This window comes from Chelativorans sp. AA-79, from assembly GCF_029457495.1.
Classification (GTDB): domain Bacteria; phylum Pseudomonadota; class Alphaproteobacteria; order Rhizobiales; family Rhizobiaceae; genus Chelativorans.
Genome location: NZ_CP120361.1, coordinates 562,028 through 588,106, shown reverse-complemented (window position 1 = coordinate 588,106; position 26,079 = coordinate 562,028). Strand labels below are relative to the sequence as shown.

The following is a 26,079-nucleotide window of genomic DNA, read 5'->3' as shown; positions in this document are numbered from 1 at the left end:
ACGGGTGCCGCGAACGCACCTTGCGTTCCCGGCATCTTTTTCGCTCGAAACTGTCGCCTGTGGAGATCAGGCGAACTTGGCGTCCAGCGTGATGTCGATCGCGCCGAGTGCCCGCGACACCGGGCAGTTCTCTTTCGCGCCGGCCGCGATCTCCTTGAACTTCGCCTCGTCGAGGCCGGGCACCTTGCCCAGAACCGTCAGCGCGCTGCCGCGGATCTCAAAGCCGCCGCCCTGCTTGGGCTGAAGATCGACTTCCGCTTTTGCCTGAAGCGACTCGGCCGGTGTGCCGTTCTGGGCGAGCGCGTGCGCCAGCGCCATGGAGAAGCAGGAAGCGTGCGCGGCGGCGATCAATTCTTCCGGATTGGTGCCGGCACGGCCGGTCTCGTCCTCGAAGCGCGCCTTGAAGGACAGCGGCAGGTCCCCGAGCGCGCCGCTCTGGGTGCTGTCGATACGACCCGAACCATTGGTGAGGGAACCGTTCCAGTTCACATTTGCGTAGCGCTTCATCCCTGTCTCCTGTTTTGCGGATTGGATTCTCTCAGATGGCCTCGCCCTGCAGCAGGCGCGGCGTGCCGCCGGTCAGGCCGGAAGCCTGCCGGACAAAGAAGCTCTTCATGCCGGGCATGCGGTCGACAAGGCCCAGTCCAAAATCACGGACCGCCCGGAGCGGGCCGAGATCGTTGGAGAAGAGTCGGTTGAGGACGTCCGTCGTCACCCCCATCTGCACTGTTTCGAAACGCCGCCAGCGTTCATAGCGCTGCAGCACGTCGAGGGCGCCGATATCCTCGCCCAGCCGGTCGGCCTCCACCACCACCTGCGCAAGCGCGGCGGCATCCCTGAAGCCGAGATTGAGGCCCTGGCCCGCGATCGGGTGAATGCCGTGGGCCGCGTCCCCCGCAAGCGCAAAGCGCGGCTTCACGAATTCGCGCGCCAGCGTCAGGCCCAGCGGCCAGGCGCGGCGCGGCCCTTCGACATGGATTTCGCCGAGCTTGAGGCCGAAACGCCGCTCAAGCTCCTGTTCGAACACGAATTCGTCCTCTGCTACCAGCCGCTCGGCATCCTCCGTGCGCTCGGTCCACACGATGGAGGACCGGTTCCCCTTGAGCGGCAGTGTCGCGAACGGGCCGGCGGGCAGGAAGTGCTCCTCCGCGCGGCCGTTATGCGGGCGCTCGTGCGCGACAGTGCAGACGATGCCGGATTGTCCGTATTCCCAATGGACGATGCGTATGCCGGCCATGTCGCGCAGGCGCGACCTGATGCCGTCCGCCGCCACGAGCAGGCGTGTGCGGGACGATACGCCATTCGCAAGGCGAACGCTCACCCCCGCATGGTCCGTCTCGAAGCCCTCGACCGCAACGCCCTGCACGATGTCGATGCCGAGCTCGCTTGCTCGCCACCGCAAGGCGCCGTTCATGTCCCGGTTCATCACCATGTGGGCGAAGGGCTCGCCGGGTGCTGCTTCACCGCCGAAGGTAAGAAAGACGGGACGCACCGGATCAGACGTGCGCGAATCGGTGACGACCATCTCCGTGATGGGCTGGGCCTCCGGCGCGATCTCGTCCCAGCACCCGACATGACGCAGCATGCGGGTCGCAGCGGCGGCAATAGCCGAAGCGCGGCCGTCACGCTCCCAGGCACCTTCGGGGGCGGCATCGACCACGAGAACCTTCATTCCAGGGCGGGCGTGGCGAAGGGAAACGGCGATGGCGAGCCCGACATATCCCGCTCCGGCGATCATGACGTCGAACGGTCCGCTCAGCCGCTTGTCTTCGCTCGCCACGCTCATGATCCGCTTCTCCGCTTGTCCACGTCTTGACTTCGCACCTGCCCTCCGGTTTCTCAACCGTACCGCAACGCCGTCGGAGGGACCCGGATGTCGTCTGCAATGCAGGAGCTTCTCGACATACTTAATCTCGAAAAGCTCGAACACAACCTGTTTCGCGGCCGCAGCCCGCAGGTGGGGTGGCAGCGCGTCTTCGGCGGGCAGGTGATCGGCCAGGCGCTGGTCGCGGCGCAGCGCACCGTGGCCCCGGAAAGGCACGTCCATTCGCTGCACTGCTACTTCATGCGGCCCGGCGACCCCGCCGTGCCCATCATCTACGAGGTGGACCGCATTCGCGACGGGAGCAGCTTCACCACCCGCCGCGTGGTCGCCATCCAGCACGGACAGGCCATCTTCGCCCTCTCCGCGTCCTTCCAGGTGGACGAGCAAGGGCTGGAGCACCAGTTGTCCATGCCGGAAGGAGTCCCCGCGCCGGATTCCCTGCGCAGCCAGGCGCAGTTCATGGCGATGCTCAGCGCCGAAGTGCCCGAGGCCATCCGCCGCTACTGGCAGCGCGAGCGGCCCGTCGAGATCCGGCCGGTCAATGTCGAGCACTACACGACAAACGACAAGCTGCCGCCCTTCCAGCACGTCTGGATGCGGGCGACAGGCCCGGTGCCGGGCGACCGCGCCCTGCAGGCGGCCGTGCTGGCCTACTTCTCCGACATGACGCTGATCGACACGGCGACCTTTCCCCATGGGCGCTCGGTGTTCGATCCGGAACTCCAGATGGCCAGCCTTGACCACGCCATGTGGTTTCACAGGCCGGACTCTCTGAACGACTGGCTGCTCTACACCCAGGACAGCCCCTCCTCGCGAGGAGCGAGGGGGCTCTCTCGCGGCAGCATCTATTCCCGGAATGGCGTGCTCATAGCCTCGGTCGCGCAGGAGGGTCTGCTGCGAATGCGAACAAAGTAGGCAAAATGCAGTTTTTGCACATCTATTGTGCATATCTCGCCTGCCTCGTTTAGCCGGCTTTATGAGCCGACCGACTTTTCCTCAATGATTAAAGAAACTTGAAGCCGCTGCCCAGCAATTGGCACGGCTCTTGATTCCCCTTTGCCATCGCTGGTGCCCTCGGGCGGGGGTTGCCCGGCGGCACATGCAACGCGGCTTGTCCGCTAGAGCAAAGGTGAAACCTGATGAAATTCGTGATGGCAATCATAAAGCCGTTCAAGCTCGAGGCAGTGCGCGAAGCACTGACCGAGCTCGGCATTCAGGGGCTGACCGTCACCGAAGTGAAGGGTTACGGAAGGCAGAAGGGGCACACGGAAATCTATCGCGGCGCCGAATATGCGGTGAACTTCCTGCCCAAGGTCAAGATCGAGGTCGCGGTCGATGCGGACATCGCCGACAAGGCCGTGGAAGCGATCGCGAACGCTGCCAAGACCGGCCAGATCGGTGACGGCAAGATCTTCGTCTACAGCATCGAAAAGGCAGTGCGCATCCGCACCGGCGAAACCGACGCCGATGCGTTGTGATCGCCATCCGGATTTGTCCAGGGAGAATAGAATGAGATTTCCGAGTATCGACTTCGCCAAGCGTGCGGCCGGGGCGGGCACGCTTGCACTGGCGGCCTTCGCCGCCCTTCCCGCAGTCGCACAGGAGGCCGCGGAAGAGGCCGCCGAGGCGGCGGCACCCGTCATGGACAAGGGCGACGTCGCCTGGATGATGGTGGCGACGCTTCTCGTCCTGTTCATGACCCTGCCGGGCCTTGCGCTCTTTTACGGCGGCCTCGTGCGCGCCAAAAACGCGCTCTCGGTGCTGATGCAGTGCACCATGATTGCCGCCGTCGTCATGGTGGTCTGGGTGCTCTGGGGTTACTCCTTCGCCTTCGGCGGCGGCACGAACCCGTTCTGGGGCGGCTTCGGCAAGCTGTTCCTGTCCGGCGTCACCGTCGATTCGACCGCCGCGACCTTCACCGACGGCGTGGTCATCCCGGAATATGTCTTCATCTGCTTCCAGATGACCTTCGCGGTGATCACTCCGGCGCTGATCGTCGGCGCCTTTGCCGAGCGCATCAAGTTTTCGGCGGTGGTGCTCTTCACCGTCCTGTGGGTGACCTTCGTCTACTTCCCGGTCGCGCACATGGTCTGGGATTCGAGCGGCTATCTCTTCAATCTCGGCGCGCTCGACTTCGCCGGCGGCACGGTGGTCCACATCAATGCGGGCATCGCCGCCCTCGTGGGCTGCATTCTCGTCGGCAGGCGCACCGGCCTGGGCAAGGAGATCCTGGCGCCGCATTCGATGACGCTCACCATGGTCGGCGCTTCGATCCTGTGGGTGGGCTGGTTCGGCTTCAATGCCGGATCCAACCTGGAAGCCACCGGCGGCGCGGCTCTCGCCATGATCAACACCTTCACGGCGACCGCCGGCGGGATCATCGGCTGGAGCGTGGTCGAGGCCCTGCATCGCGGCAAGGCTTCAATGCTGGGTGCGGTCTCCGGCATGATCGCGGGCCTCGTGGCCGTCACCCCGGCCTGCGGCACGGTGGGCCCGGTGGGTGCCATCGTCCTCGGCGTGATCGCCAGCGCGGTCTGCTACTTCTTCGTGGCGGTGGTGAAGAACAGGTTCGGCTATGACGACACGCTTGACGTGTTCGGCATCCATGGCGTGGGCGGCATCGTCGGCGCGCTCGGCACCGGCATCTTCACCGCGCCGTGGCTCGGCGGAACGGGCGGCGAGGACTTCTCCATCGCTTCGCAGCTTTGGGTCCAGTTCGTCGCGGTGCTGGTCACCATCATCTGGTGCGGCATCGGATCGGCGATCCTCTACAAGATCGTCGACGCGATCGTCGGCCTGCGGCCCGCGCCGGAAGCGGAGACACAGGGTCTCGACCTCACATCCCACGGCGAGGCGGCGTACCACTACTCCTGATTCGCGGCATCTCACTCCTTCCCGAGAGATGCTTCACTGGGCCCGGCGCAAGCCGGGCCGCTTTTTTTGAAGAGCGAATAGGGGAATGGGGGCCGATATCCTCCGCTGCTCATTTCCTACGCTATTCGCTACTCCCTGTTCGCTACTCTCAACTCCCTTCCATGGTTAATGCCGCCTTTACCATCACCGCCTAGGCTGTCCCATATCCGGGGCGCGTAAGTGTCAGTACCAGTGGACGGGGAAATGCGTATGAGTTCGGGTTCTTCCGCAACATTCGCGATCTATGGCGGCGGCTTCGGCCTGCAAGGCTTCCTCCGGCGACAAGCCGCGCGTGGCCTGGGCTTGCTGGTGCTCGCCCTGGTCGCGTTCTGCCTCGCGAGCCTTGCGACCTGGAACGTGGCCGATCCGAGCTTCAGCTACGCCACCGACAACCCGGTCACGAACGCCATCGGTTATCCGGGCGCCGTCTTCTCCGATATCGCCATGCAGTTTCTCGGCCTCGCCTCGGTCGCCGGCCTGGTACCCGCGGTCGTCTGGGGCATCCTTCTCATCGCGGGCCGCGGCGTCGGCCGGCCGGGGCGCCGGCTTCTGGCCTGGTTCGGCGGCGCCGTCCTTTCGGCGGGCGTCGCGGGTTGCCTCACCCCACCCACCACCTGGCCGCTGCCCACCGGCCTTGGCGGCGTCTTCGGAGACATGGTGCTTTCCGTGCCAGCCTATTTCGTCGGCGGCTATCCGACAGGCTTTCTCGGCGTGGTGATGGCTGCCATCCTGATCGGTCCCGCCGCTTGGCTAACCCTCTTTGCCGCAGGCCTTTTCGGCCGCAGTGCGGTGCCTGCCGGTGCGCCGGAAGAGGAGGTTGCCGAAGAGGACATTCCCGATGAGGAGGACGAGGAAGGCGGCTTCGTGGTCCTTGGCGTCATCGCCCATTGGTGGCTCTGCCTGACTTCGTTCCTGCGCCGGCACTTCGCGGTGCGCGGCCCGGATGTGCCGGAGGAATACGACGTCCCGGCACCCCCGCCGGTCCTGATCGCGGCGCGTGCGGCGGATGAGCGCATGCGGATCGAGCCGGATTTCGATGAGGGCAGTCTCGATATCTCGCCCTTCGACGACGCGGCTACAGGCCGCCCGCAAGCGGCCGCACGCGTCGGCAACCCCGCGCCGCGCCCTGCACCCGGCGCCCGCATCCGGCGCGAGGCCCAGACCTCACTGCTCGATTCGGGCGAGTTCAAGCTGCCCGCGCTGCACCTGCTCGCCGAGCCGAAGGCGACCAGCAAGGATCCCAGCCTCTCCAGGGACGCGCTCGAGCAGAATGCCCGGCTTCTGGAGGGCGTGCTGGAGGACTTCGGCGTGAAGGGCGAGATCATCCATGTGCGGCCGGGGCCGGTGGTCACGCTCTATGAGCTCGAACCCGCTCCCGGCATCAAGTCCTCGCGCGTGATCGGGCTTGCCGACGACATCGCCCGGTCCATGAGCGCGATCGCCGCGCGCGTCGCCGTGGTGCCGGGCCGCAACGCCATCGGCATCGAGTTGCCCAACGCCACGCGCGAGACGGTTTATCTGCGCGAGCTTCTGGCGAGCCGCGAGTTCGAAGGCACCAAGGCTCGGCTGGCCCTCGGGCTGGGCAAGACCATCAACGGCGAGGCCGTGATCGCGGATCTCGCCAAGATGCCCCACCTGCTGGTGGCGGGCACCACCGGCTCGGGCAAGTCGGTGGCCATCAACACCATGATCCTGTCGCTGCTCTACCGCATGACGCCGGAGGAGTGCCGCCTGATCATGATCGACCCGAAAATGCTGGAGCTTTCCGTCTATGACGGCATCCCGCACCTGCTGACGCCGGTCGTCACGGACCCCAAGAAAGCCGTGGTCGCGCTCAAATGGACCGTACGCGAGATGGAGGACCGCTACCGCAAGATGTCCAAGGTGGGCGTGCGCAACATCGAGGGCTTCAACCAGCGCGTGACCGCCGCCAAAAAGAAAGGCGAGACGATCACGCGCACGGTGCAGACCGGCTTCGACCGCGAGACGGGCGAGGCGATCTACGAGACCGAGGACCTCGATCTGGAGCCGATGCCCTTCATCGTCGTCATCATCGACGAGATGGCCGATCTGATGATGGTCGCGGGCAAGGATATAGAGGGCGCGGTTCAGCGGCTTGCGCAGATGGCGCGCGCGGCGGGCATCCACGTCATCATGGCCACGCAGCGGCCTTCCGTCGACGTGATCACCGGCACGATCAAGGCCAATTTCCCGACGCGCATCTCCTTCCAGGTGACGTCGAAGATCGACAGCCGCACGATTCTCGGCGAACAGGGCGCCGAGCAGTTGCTAGGCATGGGCGACATGCTCTACATGGCCGGCGGAGGCCGCATCCAGCGCGTGCACGGTCCCTTCGTGTCCGACCAGGAGGTCGAGCAGATCGTCGTCCACCTGAAAGCCCAGGGCGCGCCGGACTATCTGGAGGCCGTGACCGAAGACGACGGCGATGAAGGCGACGGAGCCTCCGGCGGCGGTTCGTCCGGCAACTTCGCGGATTCGGACGATCCGTACGACCAGGCCGTGGCCGTCGTCCTGCGGGACGGCAAGGCTTCCACCAGCTACATCCAGCGCCGCCTCGGCATCGGCTACAACCGCGCTGCTTCCATCATTGAGCGCATGGAGCAGGAGGGGATCGTCGGTCCCGCCAATCATGCCGGCAAGCGCGAGATTCTGGTTCCCACGGAACAAGAGGACGTGTGAGACGCGGTTTGCGTATCGAATCGGCGGCGGCCTAACTTCGGCCGGTTTGCGGCCCTATCTATAGGCGACAGGAAAAGTTCGGAGAGTAAGGACCCATGACCAATTTCGCCGAGCGCAACCGTGTGGTTCTCCGCCTCGCACGCCGCTCGATGATCGCATTTGCCGTGCTCGCGCTGGGCTTGGCCGCCGGCGGCGCCCACGCCGCCCCCGACCTCGCGCAGCGCATCGCCCAGCATTTCTCCAGTGTCCGCACGATGACGGGCGAGTTCGTGCAGTTCGGCCCGCGGGGCGAGCAGACCGGCGGCAAGTTCTATATCGAACGCCCGGGAAAGATCCGCTTCGACTACGAGCCTCCAGCCCAATTCCGCGTCACGTCGGATGGAACGTCGGTGGTGCTCGAAAACAAGAAGATGAACACGGTGGACATCTACCGGCTTGCCGACACCCCGTTGAAGCTGCTCCTGGGCGAGCGCATCGACCTTTCTTCCGAGAATGTGCGCGAAGTGAAGCAGGAGCCCGACCTCACGACCGTGCGCCTCGTCGATCGGCAGTTGGGAAACAACTCCACCATCACGATGATGTTCGATTCGAACACCTATGATCTGCGCCAATGGACCATCACCGACGCCCAAGGGCGGGACACCACGGTGATGATCTTCAACGTGCAGCAGGGGGTCACCTTCGATCCCAGCGTGTTCCACATCGACTACCGCCGCGTGAACGCGCTTGCCCGCGGCGGCAGGTAAGGAATAATCGCAAATCTTCTCGCGAGCGCTTGTCACGGGCGCTGGCGAGGGGTTATGCCGGCTTGGACAAGCCGGAACGCTTCATGCTCTTCAAGATCGCCACCTGGAACATCAACTCCGTCCGCCTTCGCCTGCCGCTCGTTGCGCGCTTCCTGGAAGAATACCAGCCGGATGTGCTGTGCCTGCAGGAAACGAAATGCCCGGACGACCTGTTTCCGACCGCTGCCTTCCGCAAGCTCGGTTACGGTCATGTCGCGATTCACGGCCAGAAGGGATATCACGGCGTGGCTACCATCTCGCGCCGGCCGCTGGACGTGGTGGAGCGCCGCAGCTTCTGCGGGCTCGTGGACTGCCGCCATCTATCAACATTGATCAATGTCGACGGCCGACAGATCCTGCTGCACAATTTCTATGTGCCTGCGGGCGGTGACGAGCCCGATCCCGAAGTCAACCCGAAATTCCGGCACAAGCTCGATTTCCTGCAGGAGATGCGGGAGGTGCGCCCCGTCGGCGACGTGAACACCGGCACCATTCTCGTGGGCGACCTGAATGTGGCGCCGCTCGAGACAGATGTATGGTCGCACAAGCAGATGCTGAACGTGGTAAGCCACACGCCGGTCGAGACCGAGGGACTCGAGGTCGTGCGCAAGGACGGCGGTTGGGTGGACCTGATGCGCCGACACATTCCACCGGAGGAAAAACTCTTCACCTGGTGGAGCTATCGCGCCAAGGATTGGAGCGTTTCGAACCGTGGCCGCAGGCTGGACCATATCTGGTCTTCGGATGATCTGGCGCCTGTGCTCGGCCGGGTCGAGGTTTTGCGCGACGCCCGCGGTTGGGACCGCCCGTCAGACCACGTGCCGGTGATCGCCGAATTCGGCTGAGCGGTCCTCGATGCCGCCCACCCCCTGCTTCCGCGAAAGCAAGAACGGCGTCGAACTCTTCGTCCGGCTCACGCCGAAATCTTCCGCCGACGCGGTCGAGGGAATCGCGGAGGGCCCTGACGGGCGCTCCTATCTGAAAGCCCGCGTGCGCGCCGTCCCGGAAGACGGCAAAGCCAATGAAGCGCTGGAAAGGCTGCTTGCGAAATGGCTCGGCGTGGCGCCGCGAGACGTTTCCGTCACCGCCGGCGCCACATCCAGATTGAAGACCGTTTCGGTCTCCGGCGATGCGCCGCTTCTCGCCGCGCGCCTCAGCTCTCAGATGTCTGCTTCGCCCGGTCGATCGCTTCCACGATGAGCCGGCGGGCGGAGTCGGCATTCATCCAGTCGCCGATCTTCACCCATTTGCCGGGTTCCAGATCCTTGTAGTGCTCGAAGAAGTGCTGGATCTGCTGCAGGGTGATCTCGGGAAGATCTTCGTAGTTTCGCACCTTTTCGTAGCGGCGCGTGAGATGCGGCGAAGGCACCGCGATGATCTTCTCGTCCTGACCGCTGTTGTCCTCCATGATGAGGACGCCGATCGGCCGCACATTGATGACGCAGCCGGGAATGAGCTGGCGCGTGTTGCAGACGAGAACGTCGATCGGGTCGCCATCGTCCGACAGGGTATGCGGCACGAAGCCGTAATTGCCGGGGTAGGTCATGGGCGTGTAGAGGAAGCGATCGACGAACAGCGTGCCGGCCTTCTTGTCCATCTCGTATTTTATCGGCTGCCCGCCCACGGGGACTTCGATGATGACGTTGACGTCCTCGGGCGGATTGTCGCCGATGGGGATGGCCTCAATGCGCATGGTTGCTCCGATTGGGATTGATCCTGGCCGGCTGCCTAGCGACTTTTCGGCGCAGGAGCAATGCGGCGGATAGGCCCACGATCCGCTTTCCCAGCCCCAGGTGTGGCTGGTTCAGTCCCAGACGAAAGCGATCTTGCGCAGCGCCTTGCTGTCGAACACTTCGACACCTTCCGCCGTGTCGCGGCCGCCAGCACCCTGGTAGAAGTTGATCGCGGCGATATTCTCTTCCAACGCCCACACGACGAGCCCCCTGAGCCCGTGTGCGGCAAGCATCTCGCGCGCGGCCTGGAAAAGACGCCGGCCAAGCCCGATCCCCTGATATTCCGGAGCCAGATAGAGCTCGTAGATTTCGCCGGCATGCTTGAGCTCGCGGGCGCGGTTGCGGCCGAGCGTGGCGTAGCCAGCGATTTCGCCGCCGATTTCCAGGACCAGGACGGTTGCCGAGCGGCGGATGGCGTTCGCCCACCAGCGCGGTCCGCGCCGGCCGATCATCGCGTTGAGTGCACGGTGCGGGATGATGCCGGCATAGGCACCGCGCCAGGCACGATCATGCACGGCAGCGATCGCTTCCGCATCCTGCGGATCAGCCCGTCTGATATCGACCGATAGCGTCTTCATGGTTTGTTAACCATAGCCGCGTCGCCCCGCCCCTGGCAAGCGGGCACGCAGGCCCGGTCCAGCCCTTGATCCAGCCTCAGATTTCCGCCAGATGGTTGTCGATCTCATCCGGATTTGATGCATCCGGCGGAAAATGGGCCGCAAGCTCGGCCCCGACCAGCGCGATCGCTTCGATGAAACCCTGGGCGAGATCTCCCGCCGCCGCGTTGCGCGTGAGCTTTTCTACCGCCTGGTTCCAGCGTTCCTGCGGCACGCACGCATTGATCCCGGCATCCGCCACGACCTCGGCATAACGCTCCGACAGCGAGACGAAGATCAGTGCGCCCGTGCGATCCTGCGTTAAATGGATGTTGTGCGCGAGGAACTGCCGCAGCGCGTGATCGTGCGCGCGGCGATAGCGCAGCCCGCGCGGCACCAGATGGATGCGCAGCCCCGGAAGGAGCTTCAGCACCAGAAGCGCGGCGCCGAACGCACCGAGCTGCGCGGCCACGAACCAGGCCGGCGTGACCGCGATCCACCAGTAATGCAGCAGGAAGGCCGCCGGCAGGCTGACCACAAGAATGGACAATGCCACGAAGAACGCAGCCGGGAAGAAATAGTCGTCGCTGGCGCGGGCGAGCACACAATAGACTTCGCCCGCCGTCGTCTTTTCGGCTTGCCGGATCGCTTCGGCGATGCGGGCGCGTGCTTTGTCGTCAAGTATGTTGCCTCTCGCCATCACCACCCTCCCGATGCGCCGCCGCCGCCCGACGAGCCGCCTCCGCCGGAGAAGCCGCCCCCGCCAGAGGACCAGCCTCCCGACGACCATCCACCCGAGGACCTGCCGCGACGCCCGCTTCCCTTCTTGCTGTAGTCTATGTCCATTCCGAGCCAGCGATAGCGGTTCGGGCCGATCTTGCGGCCGAAGATCGGCGGCAGGATCGCGAAGGCGAAGCCGCCGAAGAAGAGGCTGGCCCAGACCGTCATGAACAGGACGAACGGCCAATTGATGGCGCTGTCTTGCTGTTCGAACCGCCGGGCGCGCGCCTCGAGCTCTGCACCATTGCCCTCCAGCACGGCAATGATGTCGTCCACGGCCCGGCTGATGCCACCGGAGAAGTCACCGGCGCGGAAGGCCGGCACCATCGTGTTCTCGATGATCAGCTTGGAATGGAGGTCGGTCAACGTGCCTTCCAGCCCGTAGCCCACCTCGATGCGCATCTTCCGGTCCTCGAGCGCGACGAGCAGGAGCACGCCGTTGTCCTCGCCGGCCTGCCCCAGCTTCCAGGCGCGGAAGAGCCGGTTCGCGTAAGGCTCGATCGCCTCGCCATCGAGGCTCCTGATGGTGGCGACCACGATCTGGTCCGAGGACTTCTCTTCGAAGGCTGCGAGCTTCTCCGTCAATTGCGCTGCGGTGGAAGCGTCGATCAGACCCGCATCGTCGACCACGCGCCCCGTGAGCGCCGGAAGTTCCGCCGCCAATGCCGCCGTGGCGAGGAAGAACAGGACGCACAGCCATGCGAGGAGGCCGTGCCGCATGGAAGGCACCATGCGGGCCGCTCAGCCGCCGTTGCCGAAATTCACCTGCGGAGCCTGCATATTCTCGTCCGCGATGGTGAAGGTCTGCATGGGTCTGGCGTCGGTGTACCAGAAATTGGCCCAGAGGATCGTCGGGAAGGTTCGAAGCGACGTGTTGTACTGGCGCACGGCCTCGATATAGTCGCGCCTGGCGACCGCGATGCGGTTTTCCGTGCCTTCGAGCTGCGCCTGCAGGGCAAGGAAATTCTGGTTCGCCTTCAGGTCCGGATAGTTTTCGACCACGGCAAGCAAGCGCGAAAGAGCGCCGGTGAGCTGTGCCTGGTTCTCCTGGAAGACGCGAAACGCTTCCGGGTCCGTCAGCATATCCGGCGAAACCTGCACCTGGGTCGCCTTGGCGCGCGCCTCGACCACCCCTTCCAGGACCTCGCGTTCATGGGAGGCATAGCCCTTCACCGTCTGCACGAGATTGGGGATGAGATCGGCGCGACGCTGGTACTGGTTCAGGACCTCGCTCCAGGCGGCCTTCGCCTGCTCTTCCTGTGTGGGGATGGTGTTGAAGCCACAGGCGGACAGGAGCGGCAAAGCAAGGAAAATGGCGAGAAGCGCCCGCAGGGAGCTGCGGGAGAAGGGCAAGGCAAGGCGCATGTAGATTTCCCGAGATGTTCGACCCGCCGGGAGAATAGTGCTATTCGCCTGACAAGGAAATGACTGGTCTGGCGGCATGGCGGAGATGGGCGAAAGGCAAAGCGACGAAGAGCGGCAGGCGGAATCGCGCCGCATCCTGGAGCGCGTGGAGCGCGACAGCGAATCGCTGCTCTTCCGCTCGGCTGCCCGCGCGAAGGACCATTTCACCGCGACGGAAGCCGAAGGCGAGGATTGGACGGAGCTCTGGGGCAGGCGCATCGCGCGCGTGCTCGCCCTCGTGGCCGCCATCCTCCTCATCGGCTGGCTCATTCTCTATCTCTCAAGCAGCGGATCGTGATGGACGAGACTGAAGGAACCGCAGGCGGCCCTCGCGCCGTGATCGTCGTATCGAGTCACGTGGCGCGGGGATCGGTCGGCAACCGCGCGTCCGTCTTCGCGCTAGAGACATTGGGGCGCCCGGTCTGGGCGGTGCCGACCGTCATCCTCCCGTGGCACCCGGGCCACGGGCGCGCCACGCGCATCGTGCCGCCCGCGGCGGAGTTCGCCGCCCTGATGCGCGATCTCGAAGGCGCAGCCTGGCTCGGCGAGATCGCCACCGTGCTCTCGGGCTATCTGGGGGAGGCTTCGCAGGCCGACGCGGTTGCGTCCCTGGTCCGCGCGGTAAGGCGGAGGAACCCCGAGGCGCTCTATGTCTGCGATCCCATCATGGGGGACATCGGCGGGCTCTACGTGCCGGAATCCACCGCCTTGGCCATGCGCGACGTGCTTTTGCCCCTTGCGGATATCGCAACGCCCAACCTTTACGAACTCGCATGGCTTGCCGGCCGCGAATTGTGCACGTTGGAGGACACCATGGCGGCCGCGGCAGAAATGGCGCCTCCGACCATGCTCGTCACCTCCGCGCCCGCCACCGTGCCGGGGGCGATCGCCAACCTGCTGCAGACCTCGCATGCGGCCTTTCTCGCAGAGCATCGTGCCGTCGAAAACCCGACCAAGGGACCGGGGGACCTGACGGCGGCGCTGCTCACCGCATGGCTGCTCGAGGGGATGAGCCCCGCGGACGCGCTGAGGCGCACCACGGCTTCCGTATTCGGGGCGCTGGCGCATGCGGCCAAGCGTGGTGCGGACGAGCTGATGCTGGCGTCGGAAGCGGCGAATCTCACCGATCCGGACATGGCCGTCGTGGAACTGCGCGAGTTGCCCCGCCATGGCCGAGGCTCTTTGCCTTGAAGGGAGCGCCAAGCACGCTTGCGGCTCCGGTCAATCCCGGCTATTCGCAGAGCATGGCATACTTACCCGAGCGGCTTCTGGCCGGATACCGCAACTTCATGGCGGGGCGCTATTCCGCCGAGAGCAGCCGTTATCGCGAGCTTGCCCAGCGGGGGCAATCGCCGGAGACGATGGTGATTGCCTGCTGCGATTCGCGTGCGGCGCCCGAGACCATCTTCGACACCGGCCCAGGCGAACTCTTCGTGGTCCGCAACGTCGCCAATCTCGTTCCTCCCTATGCTCCGGACGAGCACCATCACGGCACCTCGGCCGCGCTCGAATTTGCGGTTCAGAGCCTGAAGGTGAAGAGCATCGTCGTCATGGGTCATGGGCGCTGCGGCGGCATCGGCGCAGCACTCAATCCTTCTGCCGAGCCGCTTTCGCCCGGCGATTTCATCGGACGGTGGATGAGCCTCGTGGGTCCCGCCGCCGAAGCCATCTCCGGCAACGAACTGCTCACCCCCTCCGAGCGTCAGACTGCGCTGGAGCGCATCTCCATCCGCTTCCAGATCGAGAACCTGCGCACATTCCCGTGCGTGCGCATCCTGGAGCAGAAGGGCAAGCTCACCTTGCACGGCGCGTGGTTCGATATCTCCAGCGGAGAGCTTTGGGTGATGGATCCGAAGACGGGCGATTTCATACGGCCGGAACTAGGTTGAGATTTCCCCGGACACGCTGACGAGCGGAAGCGCCGGCTCCGGCAGCCGGCGCCAGAAGAGCCATGCGATAACTGCGATAGCGCCCAGCGCCGGGATCACCAGGCTCATCGCATGGACGGGGTCGCTGATGAGGGCGGCAACCGAGCCGCCCAGAAGCCCCGCGCCCATCTGCATGAAACCCGCAAGGGAGGATGCCGCCCCCGCGATGCGCGGAAAAGGTGCGAGCGACGCGGTCATTATGGCCGGCATCACGAAGGCGATGCCGTAGGCATAGAATGCGACCGGCCCCATAACGGTCAGGAACGTGGGCGGCGCCGTGTTGAGCAGGAAGGCAAGCAGCACGCTGCCTGTGACGATGAAGCACAGACCCGCCGGCACCAGTTGGAATGCGCTGAAGCGGCGCAAGAGGAAGCGCACCGACAGCGATCCCATGAAGAACATGCCCGACTGCATCAGCATGCCCACCCCGAACTCGCTGGGCGTGAGTCCGACCCGGTCCATGAGGATGAAGGGCAGCAGCGTCGCCTGTGTGTAGAGCGCGCCGGTGCTGCCGGCGATGATCAGGCTCGACGAAAGAAAATAGCGGCTTTTCAGCAGCGTCCCATAGGCTTGGGCAAGCCCGCGCGGGCTGATGCGCGAGAGATCGCGGCTCACCGTCTCGCGCATGAAGACCTGCACCACGAGAACGATGCAAAGGCCGAAGGCGAGCATGGCCAGGAAGATCGCATGCCAGCCGAAGAACTCCATGATAAGCCCGCCGATCGTGGGCGCCATGGCAGGTGCTGCGGCCAGGATGATGCCCATCAGGTTCATGATCCGGGCGGACTGCTCATGCGTGAAGAGGTCGCGCACCAGCGCCCTTGAGATCGCCACGCCCACGGCCGCACCCACGCCCTGCAGGAAGCGCGCGCCGATCAGAACCTCCACGGTGGGCGCCGCCAGCGCGATGAGGCTCGCCACCGCATAGACGGCCATGAAGCTGAATGTGACCGGCTTGCGCCCCAGCCCGTCCGAAAGCGGGCCGCAGAAGAGCTGCGCGAGGGCAAATCCGGCGAAATAGACCGACAGCGTCATCTTCACGGCGGCTTCCGTGGTGCCGAAGGCATCCACGATTTCAGGCATGGCCGGGGTGTAGAGCGCCATGGAGGTGGGCCCGATGGCGACAAGCGCAGCGCCGATCAAGCTTACGCGCCGTTCACTCATAAGGGGAGCGGAAGCAGTCTCGCTGCGATCCATGATGGCTGCTTTCAACGCTGATGAGGCGGCACGCTAGAATCCGCCGCCCTGGAAGTTGCTGCGCACCTTTTTGAGCAGCCGGTTCAGCATCGACCACTCTTCGTCGCTAAGGCCCTCACGTGCGCGAAGGCGCGCCTGGCTGGTGATCCGTGTGATCGCAGCCAGTGCTTCCTCCGCGGCCGGCGTTAGGCGGACCAGCTTGGCACGCCGGTCCGAGGCATCCGGCACCCGCTGCACGAACCCTCTCTCCTCCAGCCGGTCGACATAGGTGCTGAGCGTCATTGGCTCGAGCCCCATGCGCTCGGCCAGCACGTTCTGGCGCACTTCGCCCGCGCGTGCGGCATGAAGCAGCGTGCGCGCCTCGCCGGGAGTCACGGCTGTTCCTTCGCCAAGAAGGCGCCGGTCGAAATCCGTCCGGATGAGCCGGGCGAGATCCGTCAACAGGAAGCCAAACGTGTCCGGGTCGATCCTCACTTCACCGCCGCGATGAGATGGTAAGGTGCACTTACTACTTCAGAACTCTATGGTGCGCTGCGGCAAAGTCAAGGACGAGCTTACGGACGTCTCCGGATCAGTGACCGGAAGCCACCTTCACCGCCGGCCCGGTCTGATGCTTCTCGCGCCACTCGTCATAGGGCATACCATAGACGATCTCCCTCGACCTCTCCTTGGAGAGGGGAATTCCGGCTTCCTCCGCTGCCTCCCGGTACCAGTTGGAAAGGCAGTTGCGGCAGAAGCCCGCGAGATTCATGAGATCGATGTTCTGCACGTCGGTGCGCTCGCGCAGATGCTCCAGAAGCCGCCGGAAAGCCGCCGCTTCCAGGTCGCGCTTCTGCTCCTCGGAAAGTTCGGTCATGTCAGCTCCCGCTTTGAATCGGCCCCGTCCTGGAGCCGAAGAACCTGATCTCATGCATATCGGGCCGTCTGTTCAGCGCGTCAAGGATCGGCGCCAGCCGCTCCGCCCATTCCGCCGCGCCGGACTCCGCAACGATGAGATCCTGGCGGATTTCAATCAGGGCGTGGGCGAAGCCGTTCATGGTGCAGTGACGGAACATGGTGTCGCCGCGTAGCGCTCCGTCATAGGGCTCGTTGTCCCCGACCACGAGCCCGGGGAGCGCGGAAAGCGCCTCCAACAGCGGGTCCACGGCCCGCCGGTCGCGATCCCACAGGATGCCCGCATGCCACGCCCTCTCGCGCCCCTGCATGAAAGGCGTGAAGGAATGGATCGAGACCACCAGCGGTGCCTGGCCGGACTCAGCGGCAACGGATGCGATCATGGCGGCGACCGCGTCGTGATAGGCTCGTAGAATCTCTCGAGCCTTTTCTGCCGCTCTTCGGGCTGGATCGGATAATTTCCGGGCACGACCGTGCCGTCATAGAGCTGCCTGATCAGCGTGGGGTCGTCCGGGCCGCGATTGGGATCGATGAGAAGGCGCGAGAAGCGCGCCATGACGCCGGGCGCGCCGGTAAGCCGCGCCAGCTTCCGCATCACGGCCTCGACACCGATGTCGTAGGCGATGTGACGCTGGAACTCGGCTCCCGGCAACCCGAGATCGCCATATTCTTCCGGCAGGTCGTTGAACGCATGGTCGGCGACGAGCACCAAACCCCTGGTACGGTCGCCGTCGATGATCTCGAATGGAGCAAAAAGGGAGCTGCGTGTCATTTCGGGCCGGGAACGAATGCGGGCGAAGCACCTCTTCCCATGAAGCGGCGATGCGTGCAATGCCACGATTCGACCGCCTTTCTCTCCGGGGGGCGCGTTGACAGGGCCATGCAGTTTGCGGAAAAGGGTTGCAACAATTCTTCGCCGAGCGTGATCATGCGATTCGTGGGGCATTTGACGTTGCAAAAAAGCCTTCTTGCGCTTGCCGCCACGGCGGGTTTTTTCCTGGTGGGCAGTGTGCCGGCTTCGGCCGATTTCCGTGTCTGCAACGCCACGCAGAACCTTGTCGGCGTGGCAATCGGGTACCGTGTGCGGGCGGGCTGGGTGAGCGAAGGCTGGTGGCACATAAAGCCGTCGAGCTGCGAGACGCTCATCGATGCGCCGCTTGAATCCCGCTATTACTACCTCTATGCGGAAGACGCGGCGCGCGGCGGGCGCTGGGAGGGGCCGGTGGAGATGTGCGTCTCCGACACCGAGTTCAAGATCGCCGGCGTCAGCGACTGTTTCGCGCGCGGCTTCCAGCGCGCCGGCTTCCAGGAATACGACACAGGCGATCAGGAGAATTGGATGGTGCAGCTCACCGATGGTCCCGCGCCCGGAAATCCGGCGATGACGGGGGCTGCCAATCCATGAGGCGCACCCGCAAGGTCAAGATTCTCGCCACGCTCGGGCCGGCCTCGTCCGACGAGGATGCCATTGCCCGGCTCCATGAAGCGGGAGCTGACGCCTTCCGCATCAATATGAGCCACACGGACCACCCCACCATGCGTGAGCTGGCGGCCCGCATCCGCAATGTCGAGAAACAGGTGGGCCGTCCGATCGGCATCCTAGCCGACCTTCAGGGGCCGAAGCTGCGTGTCGGCACCTTCGCCGACAAGAGCGCCACGCTTACCGTCGGACAGGAATTCACGCTCGACGACGATCCCAAGCCGGGCGATGCCACGCGGGTTCATCTGCCCCACCCGGAAATCCTGAAGGCGGTGGAACCCGGCCATCGCCTCCTGATCGATGACGGCCGCCTGCAGCTCGCCGCGCTGAAGACCGACGGCCGGTCGATCATCTGCCGCGTCATCGCGGGCAACAAGATTTCCGACCGCAAGGGCGTAAGCCTTCCCGACACCGAGCTGCCGCTCGGTGCATTGACGGAGAAGGACCGGCGGGACCTCGACGCCGTGCTCGCCACCGGCGTGGACTGGATCGCGCTCTCCTTCATCCAGCGGCCGCAGGACTTGGCGGAAGTGCGCAAGGTGGCGCGTGGCCGGGCCGCCCTGATGGCCAAGATCGAGAAGCCCCAGGCCGTGAAGCGCCTGGCGGAGATCCTGGAGCTTTCGGACGCGCTGATGGTGGCGCGTGGTGATCTCGGCGTGGAAGTGCCTCTGGAAGCCGTCCCCGGCATCCAGAAGCAGATCACGCGCGCCTGCCGCCGCGCCGGAAAACCGGTGGTGGTGGCCACCCAGATGCTGGAATCGATGATCTCGGCCCCCGTGCCCACGCGCGCGGAAGTGTCCGATGTCGCAACGGCGGTGTTCGAAGGCGCCGATGCGGTGATGCTTTCGGCCGAGTCGGCCGCCGGCCAGTATCCGGCGGAAGCGGTCGCGATGATGAACGCCATCGCCACGCAGGTGGAGCAGGACCCGACCTATAACGACATCATCAACGCGCAGCGGACCGCCCCCGAAGCGACGGGCGCCGATGCCATCTCGCTGGCTTCGCGCCAGATCGCCGAGACGCTCAACCTGGCCGCGATCATCACCTACACGGCCTCCGGCACGACCGGGCTGCGCGCCGCGCGCGAGCGGCCGCGCGTGCCGATCATAGCGCTTTCCCCGGTGGTCGAGACGACCCGGCGGCTGAGCCTCGTCTGGGGAACCCATTGCGTGGTGTCGGAGGACGCCTCCGATCTCGACGACATGGTCGACCGCGCCTGCCGCATCGCTTTCGAGGAGAAGTTCGCCAAGCCGGGCGACCGCGTGATCATCACCGCGGGCGTGCCGCTGCGGACGCCCGGCGCCACCAACATGCTGCGCATCGCCTATATCGGCTCGGACGGGATGGGCGGACTGTAGGATCGGACGGATCGACGTCCGGGCCGAAACAAGGGCTTAAAGCCGCTCGTCCGCCTTCTCGTCGGCAAGATCGAGCACGGCCCGCTGCGCGTTGCGCTGCATGGGATAGACGTCCAGCATGCGGCGATAGACCTCGAGCGCCTCGTCCGTGCGCCCCGTCACGCGCAGGATACCTGCCAGGCCGCTCATTGCCCCGAAATGGCGTGGCTCGATGGACAGCACCTGCGCCAGATCGGACATGGCGCGATCGACGTCGTTCATCATCAAAAAGACGAGCGCCCGGCTGTTCCAGCTTTCCACATACTGCGGATAGAGGGTGACGGCCTGGTCGAGCAGATCGAGCGCGACGTTGAACTTCTTCTCCGCCGCGGCCTTGTGGGCCCACGCGATCAGCAAATCCGCCGTGGCCCCGCCGGCCCGCTCCCATTCGTCGCGGATGCGGCTGGCGATACGGCGTGCGGCAGCCTCGTTGCTCTCCTGCTTCAGCTGGGCGAAAAGCTCATCCAGGCGATGCTGCTCGGTCGGAGATGAGGATGCGGCCGCAGTCTCCGCCGCCGACACGGAAGGCATCAGCAGCGCGAGAACCAGACATCCGGAAACGAGAAAACGGCGCATGAGGCTAAGGTAGTTGCCTTTGCGCCGGGATCAAAGTCAAAATCGCGTGTCGTCGGCCGAATGGCCGTTACCGGAGCTCAGCCCTGGCGCGCCTTGTAACGCGGATTCGTCTTGTTGATGATGTAGATGCGGCCCTTGCGGCGAACCATGCGGTTCTCGCGGTGACGGCTCTTCAGCGCCTTGAGCGAATTTCTGATCTTCATTGTCTTGCCCGTTGCGGCCCCATGGCCGAAAAGAGTGATGGCTCAGTGGCCGAAACGAAAGACGCGCCCTTCGGCGCGCCAAAATCCGATGGGGCGCACATAGACGAGGAAATCCTTTGATGTCAAGCTTTGGCCTTCGATTTCGGCGCGGAATGCCGATCCTTCCCGCCCTCCTTCTTCTTCTCCTCCTGACGGTCGCGCCCGCACAGGCGCAGGCGCTCGACTGCTCCGGCGCGCAGACCCAGGTGGAGATCAACGAATGCTCGGAAAAGGAATATGCGCGGGCGGATGCCGATCTGAACAAGGCCTATCGCGATCTGATGGCGCGCGTTGATGACGGCGAGGAGAGAGCGCTCCTGCGCAAGGCGCAGCGTGCCTGGATAACGTTTCGCGACGCCCATTGCGACTTCATGACCTCGGACAGCAGAGACGGCTCCATCTATCCCGCTCTCTTCGCCGGCTGCCTGGCCGATCTGACCATCAAGCGCACGGCGGAGCTTCGCGCCGACTGCCAGGAGGGCGACATCGCCTGCCCGTGACCGGTTCAGCCCGCGAGCTCGCCGAGCGGAAAGAGACGTGTGAAATGCCCCATCTTGCGGCCGGGGCGGGCTTCCGCCTTCCCGTAGAGATGAAGCATGAGATCGCGCTCGGCGAGCAGGGCCGGCGCTCTGTCCTGGTCCGTGCCGATCAGGTTTTCCATCACGCAATCGAAGTGGCGCGAGGTATCCCCCAGCGGTAGGCCGGCAACGGCGCGGATGTGCTGCTCGAATTGCGAGACCACGCAGGCCGCTTCCGTCCAGTGCCCTGAATTGTGCACGCGCGGCGCAATCTCGTTGACCAGCAGCGAGCCGTCCCCCAGCACGAAGAACTCGACCCCGATGACGCCCACATAATCGAGCGCGGATAGGATGGCAAAGGCCTCCTCGCGGGCGGCCTCCGCAGTGGCGTCCGATATCCGTGCCGGCACTCTGGACTGGAAAAGGATTCCCGCGCGGTGGACGTTCTCGGCGGGATCATAGGCCGCAAGCGCTCCGTCCGCTCCGCGCGCAGCAATAATCGAGATCTCCCGCGCGAAGGGAACAAGTCCTTCCAGGATGAGGGGCACGCCGCCCATGGCGGCCACCACGCCCCGCGTGTCCTCCGGCCCTGCCCCGCGGAACACGCGCTGCCCCTTGCCGTCATAGCCGAGCCGCCTGGTCTTGAGCACGCCATTGCCGCCGAATTCGACAAGACCCCGCGCCAGTTCCTCGTCCCCGTCCACGGAAAGGAAGGGGGCGGTGGGAATTCCCGCAGCGTTCAGGAAGATCTTCTCCGAGAGCCGATCCTGCGCGGCATCGAGCGCGTCGGCCGGCGGATAGAGCGGAACGAGGTCCGACAGGGAGCGCGCCACCGTCACGGGCACGTTCTCGAATTCATAGGTGACCACGTCGCTGATCCGGGCAAGCTTCTCCACGGCCTTGGCGCTGTCATAGGCCGCATCGATGTGGACCTTTGCGACCTGCGCCGCAGGACAGTCGGGATCCGGCTCCAGGATCGCGGCATGGTAGCCGAGGCGCGCCGCCGCCATGGCCAGCATGCGGCCAAGCTGGCCGCCGCCGACGATGCCGATCGTCGCGCCGGGCGCGAGCGGCTGGCTCATCCTTCCGTCACCGGACGCTCGGCGACCGCAGCCGTCTGCCCGGCCCGCCATGCATCGAGCCGTGCGGCAAGGGCTTCGTCGGAAAGCGCGAGCACAGCGGCGGCAAGCAACGCTGCGTTCACCGCTCCCGACCGGCCGATGGCGAGCGTTCCGACTGGGATGCCGGCCGGCATCTGCACGATCGACAGAAGAGAATCCTGTCCCGAAAGCGCCTTCGACTGCACCGGTACGCCGAAAACCGGAAGAGGCGTCAGTGCCGCCGCCATGCCCGGCAGATGCGCGGCTCCCCCGGCGCCGGCGATGATGACGCGGAAACCGTCGGCCTTGGCGCCTCTGGCGAAGGCGTAGAGCCGCTCGGGCGTGCGGTGGGCCGAAACGATCCGGACGTCATGGGAGACTTCGAGGGCTTTCAGGGTTTCGGCCGCGTGCCGCATGGTCTCCCAGTCGGACTGGCTGCCCATGATGATGGCGACATCGGCACGTTTCTGGTCCATGCGAGATTCCCTGCGACTTCTGGAATTCGCCCTAACCCAGCGCGTGCGAATCGGCAAGCCTCGCAAGCTCTCAGGCGATGATGTCGGGGATGATCCTGTCTTCCAGTTCCTGGATACGGTCCTTGAGGGCCAGCTTCTTCTTCTTCATGCGCTGGATTTGCAGGGGGTCGCATCCGGAAGCGATCATCGCGTTTATGGCGGCGTCGAAATCCGCGTGATCCTGTTTCAAACGGGCGAACTCGAGGCGGATTTCGGCCTGTTCCTGTTCCGACATTTCCACGGTCTGTTTCGACTCCGGCAGGGATTCGACGCATGGCGCCGCTCGCCGTCCCAGATTGGGAACAAAGCATCGTTTCCTATCACATTTCAGGGCGTTGATAAATGCTACCCTTTAATATTCGACATCGGCTCGCGATGGTGGCAGACTGTCACTGTACCGTCATGGAACAAGGGCGGGAGCATTCCGGACGGGTCACGAGGAACCTACTAAGGAGGCACCCATGTCGCTTGACTCCCATCTTGCAGAACTTCAGCGCAAGCATGTCGACCTCCAGCGTGAGATCGACGATGCGATGACGCATCCCTCGGTCGATGAACTCGAGATCGTCAAGCTGAAGCGACGCAAGCTGGCCATTAAAGACGAGATGGAACGGCTAAAGGACGTACAGACCCGGCACTGACCTGAAGAAGGCGGACGTACGGGAATTTGACCTCATTCATCACCCCTGCGCGCTTGAGGCGAGCGCGCACGGGCCCCTGTCTCACACCCACCCCAAATCTCCCGCCGCAAAATCCCGCAGGCGGAGCAGCTCGGCCGACGTCGAGCGATTGCCCGCTATTCGGCGGCCTGCGCCTTCTCCTCTTCCGTTTTCTGCTCGTCATCTCCGAGTTCGGCGCGCGGATCCAGCATGATGCTCTGCGGCGTCGCGGCCGGCTGATGGGTGGGCAGCGTGGTGAAGGCGTCCTTCTCCTCGACGGGAACGGGCGCGCGTTGCGAAATCCGCAAGAGGGCATAGGCCGTGATGCCGAGATGGGCCGCGGCGGTGGCCAGGAAAAGGCTCTCGGGCCGAAGCCATTGCATGAATATGCCGGCCAGGATCGGCCCTGTCATGGTCCCCACGCCGTAAAGAAGGAGGAGCCCGCTGGACACCTTCACGAAATCGGTGTTCGAGGCGTGATCATTGGCGTGGGCGACCGCTATGGGATAGAGCGCATAGGCCAGAAGACCGTAGAGGCCGGTCATCGTTATGATCACCCCGCCCGTGCGCGGCGCGGCAACCAGTATGGCCAGCCCCGTTAGGGCCGCGCCCAGGGAGCAGCCGGCGAGCACGAAACGGCGGTCGGTATGGTCCGAAAGACGGCCGATCGGCACCTGCGCCACCGCGCCGGCGATGACGGCGATGCTCATCATCAAGGCGATGTGGAAGGTCGGGATGCCGACTTCCGCGCCATAGACCGCTCCCAGTGTGCCCCATGCACCGTTGGCGATGCCGATCAGCATGCAGCCGACCACCGCAACGGGGGAATGAGCGTACAGATTGCGGAAGTCGAGCCGCACATCGGCGAGCGGCGCCGGCGTGACGGCGGTGGAGACCGCCGTGGGCAGCAGCGCCAGGCAGAACAGAATGCCCGTGACCATGAACAGGATGGGCGCGGTGACGTCGCCCAGCGTGACCACCATCTGCCCGGCCATGATGGAGGCATAGGTCACCATCATGTAGAGGCCGAAAACGGTGCCCCGCGTTTCGTTGGTGGAGCGCTCGTTGAGCCAGCTTTCGATGACCATGAATGCGCCGGCCATGGTGAAGCCGGTGAAGGCACGCAGAACGAACCAGACCACCTCGTGGGTCCAGATGCCGTTGGCCAGCGCCACGATCGCCCCCGTCGCGGCAAACGCGCTGAAGGCGCGGACGTGCCCGACACGGCGCACCAGCCGAGGCCCGAAATAGCAGCCGGCGATGAAGCCCCCCGCCCAGCAGGTCCCCAGGAAACCGAGCGAGGCTGTGGAAAACCCTTCATACTGGCCGCGCAGCGGGATGAGCAGGCCGAAAAGCCCGGAACCGCCCAGAAGGAAGGCGGTGCCGAGAAGCAGGGCGACAATCGATCCGACGGAGGAAAGCATGAAGCGGATGCGCCTTTCGTGCCGGCCGCGCCGCAACGGCGGCCAATGGGGTGATCAGTCCGGCTGCCGTTCAGCCGCGCCGGAAAAGCGCTTCGGCCGCAGCTTTGGTGGAATCCTTGGAGGAGAGCTCCTGTTCCACCCGCGCGATCTCCTCACGCAGAAGGGCGATTGTCCGCTTCAGTTCCTCCACTGAAAAGGTCGAAAGATCCTGGCCGATAATGTATTGGGGTGGGCCTGCTGCCGCATCTTCGTCCATAATCCCCATCCGCAGTTCTTTGCCGCGAAGCGCCGGGAGAATACATACCCGGTACGGAGGAAGGCAATGCATTCCTGCCGACAGGGTTCAGGAAGAATTGCAGAAAGAAGGCTTTGCTATGACATCGAACGAAATTCCACAGGCGATGACGGTGATCGCCATCAGCGAGCCCGGTGGTCCGATGGTGCTGAAGCCGGAGGAACGGCCCGTGCCCCGTCCCGGCGATGGCGAAATCCTCATCAGGGTCAGGGCCGCGGGCGTGAACCGACCCGACGTGGCGCAGCGCAAGGGCGTCTATCCACCGCCTCCCGGAGCCTCCGACCTGCCGGGCCTGGAAGTCTCGGGCGAAGTGGCGGGCGTCGGCGAAGGCGTGAAGCGCTGGAGCGTGGGCGACGAGGTGACTGCGCTGACGCCCGGCGGAGGATATGCGCAATACTGCCTGGTTCACGAGAGCAACGCCCTCCCCGTCCCGCACGGCTTCACGTTCACGGAGGCCGCGGCGCTGCCCGAGACGTTCTTTACGGTCTGGCACAATGTCTTTCAGCGTGGCGGACTGAAGGCGGGGGAGACGCTTCTGGTCCATGGCGGCTCCTCCGGCATCGGCACCACGGCGATTCAGCTTGCCAGCGCGTTGGGGGCCACCGTGATCACGACCGCCGGCTCCGCCGAGAAATGCGACGCCTGCATCAAGCTCGGCGCCGCCCGCGCGATCAACTACCGCGGCGAGGATTTCGTGCTGGCGGTGAAGGAGGCGACGGACGGGCGCGGTGCGGACGTCATTCTCGATATGGTGGGGGGCGACTATATCGACCGCAACTATGCAGCCGCAGCCGTCGAGGGGCGCATCGTGCAGATCGCCTTCATGGGCGGATCGACCGCGCAGGCCGACTTCTCCAAGCTGATGATGAAGCGCCTTACGCATACGGGCTCCACCCTTCGCCCGCGCACGGTCGACTTCAAGGCGCAGATCGCCGCGGAGCTCGAAACCCATGCCTGGCCGCTTCTCGCCGCGCGCAGGATCGCACCGGTGATGGACACGATCTTCCCGCTGCGCGAAGCGTGGCGGGCACACGAGCGCATGGAGGAAGGCAACCATGTCGGCAAGATCGTGCTCGATGTGGCCTGAATGCGACCGGTCCTTCCGCCGGGAGCTCTGG

The 26,079-nt window shown here is 64.9% G+C and carries 32 protein-coding genes and 1 pseudogene; 15 read left to right on the top strand and 18 right to left on the bottom strand.

Annotation, left to right across the window (positions count from 1 at the left end):
- Positions 1 to 66: 66 nt before the first annotated feature.
- Both PVE73_RS02930 and PVE73_RS02925 read right to left on the bottom strand, forming a co-directional pair.
- Positions 67 to 507: an OsmC family protein gene (locus tag PVE73_RS02930; RefSeq protein WP_277365510.1), complete on the bottom strand. Its 441-nt coding sequence runs from the start codon at positions 505 to 507 to the stop codon at positions 67 to 69.
- Between the two features lie 31 nt (positions 508 to 538).
- Positions 539 to 1,786, bottom strand: coding sequence for a ubiquinone biosynthesis hydroxylase (locus PVE73_RS02925; RefSeq protein ID WP_277365509.1), 1,248 nt, complete (start codon positions 1,784 to 1,786; stop codon positions 539 to 541).
- Positions 1,787 to 1,873: 87 nt separating this feature from the next.
- Between PVE73_RS02925 and tesB the strand changes: the two genes are divergently transcribed.
- The 7 genes from tesB to PVE73_RS02890 all read left to right on the top strand — a co-directional run bounded on the left by tesB (position 1,874) and on the right by PVE73_RS02890 (position 9,423).
- Positions 1,874 to 2,740, top strand: coding sequence for an acyl-CoA thioesterase II (gene tesB, locus PVE73_RS02920; protein ID WP_277365508.1), 867 nt, complete (start codon positions 1,874 to 1,876; stop codon positions 2,738 to 2,740).
- A gap of 224 nt (positions 2,741 to 2,964) precedes the next feature.
- The gene (locus PVE73_RS02915; protein WP_277365507.1) at positions 2,965 to 3,303 is read left to right on the top strand and encodes a P-II family nitrogen regulator; all 339 of its coding nucleotides are present in this window, start codon (positions 2,965 to 2,967) and stop codon (positions 3,301 to 3,303) included.
- Positions 3,304 to 3,334: 31 nt separating this feature from the next.
- Positions 3,335 to 4,699: an ammonium transporter gene (locus PVE73_RS02910; protein WP_277365506.1), complete on the top strand. Its 1,365-nt coding sequence runs from the start codon at positions 3,335 to 3,337 to the stop codon at positions 4,697 to 4,699.
- A gap of 249 nt (positions 4,700 to 4,948) precedes the next feature.
- Positions 4,949 to 7,438, top strand: a complete 2,490-nt coding sequence (locus PVE73_RS02905; RefSeq protein ID WP_277365505.1) for a DNA translocase FtsK — start codon at positions 4,949 to 4,951, stop codon at positions 7,436 to 7,438.
- Positions 7,439 to 7,533: 95 nt separating this feature from the next.
- Positions 7,534 to 8,184 carry an outer membrane lipoprotein carrier protein LolA gene (locus PVE73_RS02900; RefSeq protein WP_277365504.1) on the top strand — a complete coding sequence of 217 codons (651 nt, stop codon included), beginning with the start codon at positions 7,534 to 7,536 and terminating at the stop codon, positions 8,182 to 8,184.
- An 83-nt stretch (positions 8,185 to 8,267) separates the two neighbouring features.
- Positions 8,268 to 9,068 (top strand): exodeoxyribonuclease III, encoded by an 801-nt coding sequence (locus tag PVE73_RS02895; RefSeq protein WP_277365503.1) that lies wholly within the window; start codon positions 8,268 to 8,270, stop codon positions 9,066 to 9,068.
- Positions 9,069 to 9,078: 10 nt separating this feature from the next.
- Entirely contained in the window at positions 9,079 to 9,423 is a 345-nt protein-coding gene (locus PVE73_RS02890; RefSeq protein WP_277365502.1) for a DUF167 family protein, read from the top strand.
- Here PVE73_RS02890 and ppa read toward each other — a convergent pair.
- From ppa to PVE73_RS02865, 5 genes are all read right to left on the bottom strand, one after another.
- Positions 9,377 to 9,916: an inorganic diphosphatase gene (gene ppa, locus PVE73_RS02885; protein WP_277365501.1), complete on the bottom strand. Its 540-nt coding sequence runs from the start codon at positions 9,914 to 9,916 to the stop codon at positions 9,377 to 9,379. The genes PVE73_RS02890 and ppa overlap by 47 nt on opposite strands.
- 111 nt (positions 9,917 to 10,027) lie before the next feature.
- Entirely contained in the window at positions 10,028 to 10,534 is a 507-nt protein-coding gene (locus tag PVE73_RS02880; protein WP_277365500.1) for a GNAT family N-acetyltransferase, read from the bottom strand.
- Between the two features lie 76 nt (positions 10,535 to 10,610).
- Positions 10,611 to 11,252 (bottom strand): TPM domain-containing protein, encoded by a 642-nt coding sequence (locus PVE73_RS02875; RefSeq protein WP_277365499.1) that lies wholly within the window; start codon positions 11,250 to 11,252, stop codon positions 10,611 to 10,613.
- Positions 11,252 to 12,052: a YgcG family protein gene (locus tag PVE73_RS02870; RefSeq protein WP_277365498.1), complete on the bottom strand. Its 801-nt coding sequence runs from the start codon at positions 12,050 to 12,052 to the stop codon at positions 11,252 to 11,254. Before PVE73_RS02870 ends, PVE73_RS02875 begins: the two co-directional genes overlap by 1 nt.
- 21 nt (positions 12,053 to 12,073) lie before the next feature.
- Entirely contained in the window at positions 12,074 to 12,697 is a 624-nt protein-coding gene (locus tag PVE73_RS02865) for a LemA family protein (RefSeq protein ID WP_277365497.1), read from the bottom strand.
- Positions 12,698 to 12,782: 85 nt separating this feature from the next.
- Between PVE73_RS02865 and PVE73_RS02860 the strand changes: the two genes are divergently transcribed.
- From PVE73_RS02860 to PVE73_RS02850, 3 genes are read left to right on the top strand one after another with little or no spacing between them, the layout of a single operon-like run.
- A complete protein-coding gene (locus PVE73_RS02860; protein ID WP_277365496.1) occupies positions 12,783 to 13,034 on the top strand; it encodes a hypothetical protein in 252 nt (83 codons plus the stop codon).
- Complete coding sequence (pdxY, locus tag PVE73_RS02855; RefSeq protein WP_277365495.1) at positions 13,034 to 13,927, top strand: pyridoxal kinase PdxY; 894 nt, start codon at positions 13,034 to 13,036, stop codon at positions 13,925 to 13,927. The genes PVE73_RS02860 and pdxY overlap by 1 nt, the downstream gene beginning before the upstream one ends.
- 53 nt (positions 13,928 to 13,980) lie before the next feature.
- Complete coding sequence (locus PVE73_RS02850) at positions 13,981 to 14,625, top strand: carbonic anhydrase (RefSeq protein WP_277365494.1); 645 nt, start codon at positions 13,981 to 13,983, stop codon at positions 14,623 to 14,625.
- On the opposite strand, the gene PVE73_RS02845 is transcribed toward PVE73_RS02850, so the two are convergent.
- The 4 genes and pseudogenes from PVE73_RS02845 to PVE73_RS02830 all read right to left on the bottom strand — a co-directional run bounded on the left by PVE73_RS02845 (position 14,617) and on the right by PVE73_RS02830 (position 17,527).
- Positions 14,617 to 15,861 carry a multidrug effflux MFS transporter gene (locus PVE73_RS02845; RefSeq protein ID WP_277365493.1) on the bottom strand — a complete coding sequence of 415 codons (1,245 nt, stop codon included), beginning with the start codon at positions 15,859 to 15,861 and terminating at the stop codon, positions 14,617 to 14,619. The two genes, PVE73_RS02850 and PVE73_RS02845, sit on opposite strands and share 9 nt — an antisense overlap.
- A gap of 33 nt (positions 15,862 to 15,894) precedes the next feature.
- Complete coding sequence (locus tag PVE73_RS02840) at positions 15,895 to 16,335, bottom strand: MarR family winged helix-turn-helix transcriptional regulator (RefSeq protein WP_277365492.1); 441 nt, start codon at positions 16,333 to 16,335, stop codon at positions 15,895 to 15,897.
- Positions 16,336 to 16,432: 97 nt separating this feature from the next.
- Complete coding sequence (locus tag PVE73_RS02835; protein WP_277365491.1) at positions 16,433 to 16,717, bottom strand: DUF1244 domain-containing protein; 285 nt, start codon at positions 16,715 to 16,717, stop codon at positions 16,433 to 16,435.
- 1 nt (position 16,718) lies between these two features.
- Positions 16,719 to 17,527: pseudogene (locus tag PVE73_RS02830) on the bottom strand (N-formylglutamate amidohydrolase).
- Positions 17,528 to 17,683: 156 nt separating this feature from the next.
- Here PVE73_RS02830 and PVE73_RS02825 point away from each other — a divergent pair.
- Both PVE73_RS02825 and pyk read left to right on the top strand, forming a co-directional pair.
- Positions 17,684 to 18,160 carry a DUF1036 domain-containing protein gene (locus tag PVE73_RS02825; protein ID WP_277365490.1) on the top strand — a complete coding sequence of 159 codons (477 nt, stop codon included), beginning with the start codon at positions 17,684 to 17,686 and terminating at the stop codon, positions 18,158 to 18,160.
- Positions 18,157 to 19,593, top strand: a complete 1,437-nt coding sequence (pyk, locus tag PVE73_RS02820) for a pyruvate kinase (protein WP_277365489.1) — start codon at positions 18,157 to 18,159, stop codon at positions 19,591 to 19,593. Before PVE73_RS02825 ends, pyk begins: the two co-directional genes overlap by 4 nt.
- 36 nt (positions 19,594 to 19,629) lie before the next feature.
- Here the strand turns inward: pyk and PVE73_RS02815 are convergent, their stop codons facing one another.
- Both PVE73_RS02815 and ykgO read right to left on the bottom strand, forming a co-directional pair.
- Positions 19,630 to 20,208 (bottom strand): tetratricopeptide repeat protein, encoded by a 579-nt coding sequence (locus PVE73_RS02815; RefSeq protein ID WP_277365488.1) that lies wholly within the window; start codon positions 20,206 to 20,208, stop codon positions 19,630 to 19,632.
- A 77-nt stretch (positions 20,209 to 20,285) separates the two neighbouring features.
- Entirely contained in the window at positions 20,286 to 20,411 is a 126-nt protein-coding gene (gene ykgO, locus PVE73_RS02810; RefSeq protein WP_277365487.1) for a type B 50S ribosomal protein L36, read from the bottom strand.
- A 119-nt stretch (positions 20,412 to 20,530) separates the two neighbouring features.
- On the opposite strand from ykgO, the gene PVE73_RS02805 reads away from it, so the two are divergent.
- The gene (locus PVE73_RS02805; RefSeq protein ID WP_277365486.1) at positions 20,531 to 20,950 is read left to right on the top strand and encodes a lysozyme inhibitor LprI family protein; all 420 of its coding nucleotides are present in this window, start codon (positions 20,531 to 20,533) and stop codon (positions 20,948 to 20,950) included.
- Positions 20,951 to 20,955: 5 nt separating this feature from the next.
- Here PVE73_RS02805 and PVE73_RS02800 read toward each other — a convergent pair whose 3' ends face one another.
- The 3 genes from PVE73_RS02800 to PVE73_RS02790 all read right to left on the bottom strand — a co-directional run bounded on the left by PVE73_RS02800 (position 20,956) and on the right by PVE73_RS02790 (position 22,818).
- A complete protein-coding gene (locus PVE73_RS02800) occupies positions 20,956 to 22,050 on the bottom strand; it encodes a 5-(carboxyamino)imidazole ribonucleotide synthase (protein WP_277365485.1) in 1,095 nt (364 codons plus the stop codon).
- Entirely contained in the window at positions 22,047 to 22,544 is a 498-nt protein-coding gene (gene purE, locus PVE73_RS02795) for a 5-(carboxyamino)imidazole ribonucleotide mutase (RefSeq protein ID WP_277365484.1), read from the bottom strand. Before purE ends, PVE73_RS02800 begins: the two co-directional genes overlap by 4 nt.
- 70 nt (positions 22,545 to 22,614) lie before the next feature.
- Positions 22,615 to 22,818 (bottom strand): YdcH family protein, encoded by a 204-nt coding sequence (locus PVE73_RS02790; protein WP_041545658.1) that lies wholly within the window; start codon positions 22,816 to 22,818, stop codon positions 22,615 to 22,617.
- A 226-nt stretch (positions 22,819 to 23,044) separates the two neighbouring features.
- Here PVE73_RS02790 and PVE73_RS02785 point away from each other — a divergent pair, with 226 nt between their 5' ends.
- Positions 23,045 to 23,224: a DUF465 domain-containing protein gene (locus PVE73_RS02785; RefSeq protein ID WP_277365483.1), complete on the top strand. Its 180-nt coding sequence runs from the start codon at positions 23,045 to 23,047 to the stop codon at positions 23,222 to 23,224.
- A 155-nt stretch (positions 23,225 to 23,379) separates the two neighbouring features.
- On the opposite strand, the gene PVE73_RS02780 is transcribed toward PVE73_RS02785, so the two are convergent.
- Both PVE73_RS02780 and PVE73_RS02775 read right to left on the bottom strand, forming a co-directional pair.
- Positions 23,380 to 24,666: an MFS transporter gene (locus tag PVE73_RS02780; protein ID WP_277365482.1), complete on the bottom strand. Its 1,287-nt coding sequence runs from the start codon at positions 24,664 to 24,666 to the stop codon at positions 23,380 to 23,382.
- 70 nt (positions 24,667 to 24,736) lie between these two features.
- Complete coding sequence (locus PVE73_RS02775; protein ID WP_277365481.1) at positions 24,737 to 24,931, bottom strand: DUF1192 domain-containing protein; 195 nt, start codon at positions 24,929 to 24,931, stop codon at positions 24,737 to 24,739.
- Between the two features lie 109 nt (positions 24,932 to 25,040).
- Between PVE73_RS02775 and PVE73_RS02770 the strand changes: the two genes are divergently transcribed.
- Complete coding sequence (locus PVE73_RS02770; RefSeq protein WP_277365480.1) at positions 25,041 to 26,048, top strand: NAD(P)H-quinone oxidoreductase; 1,008 nt, start codon at positions 25,041 to 25,043, stop codon at positions 26,046 to 26,048.
- Positions 26,049 to 26,079: the final 31 nt, after the last annotated feature.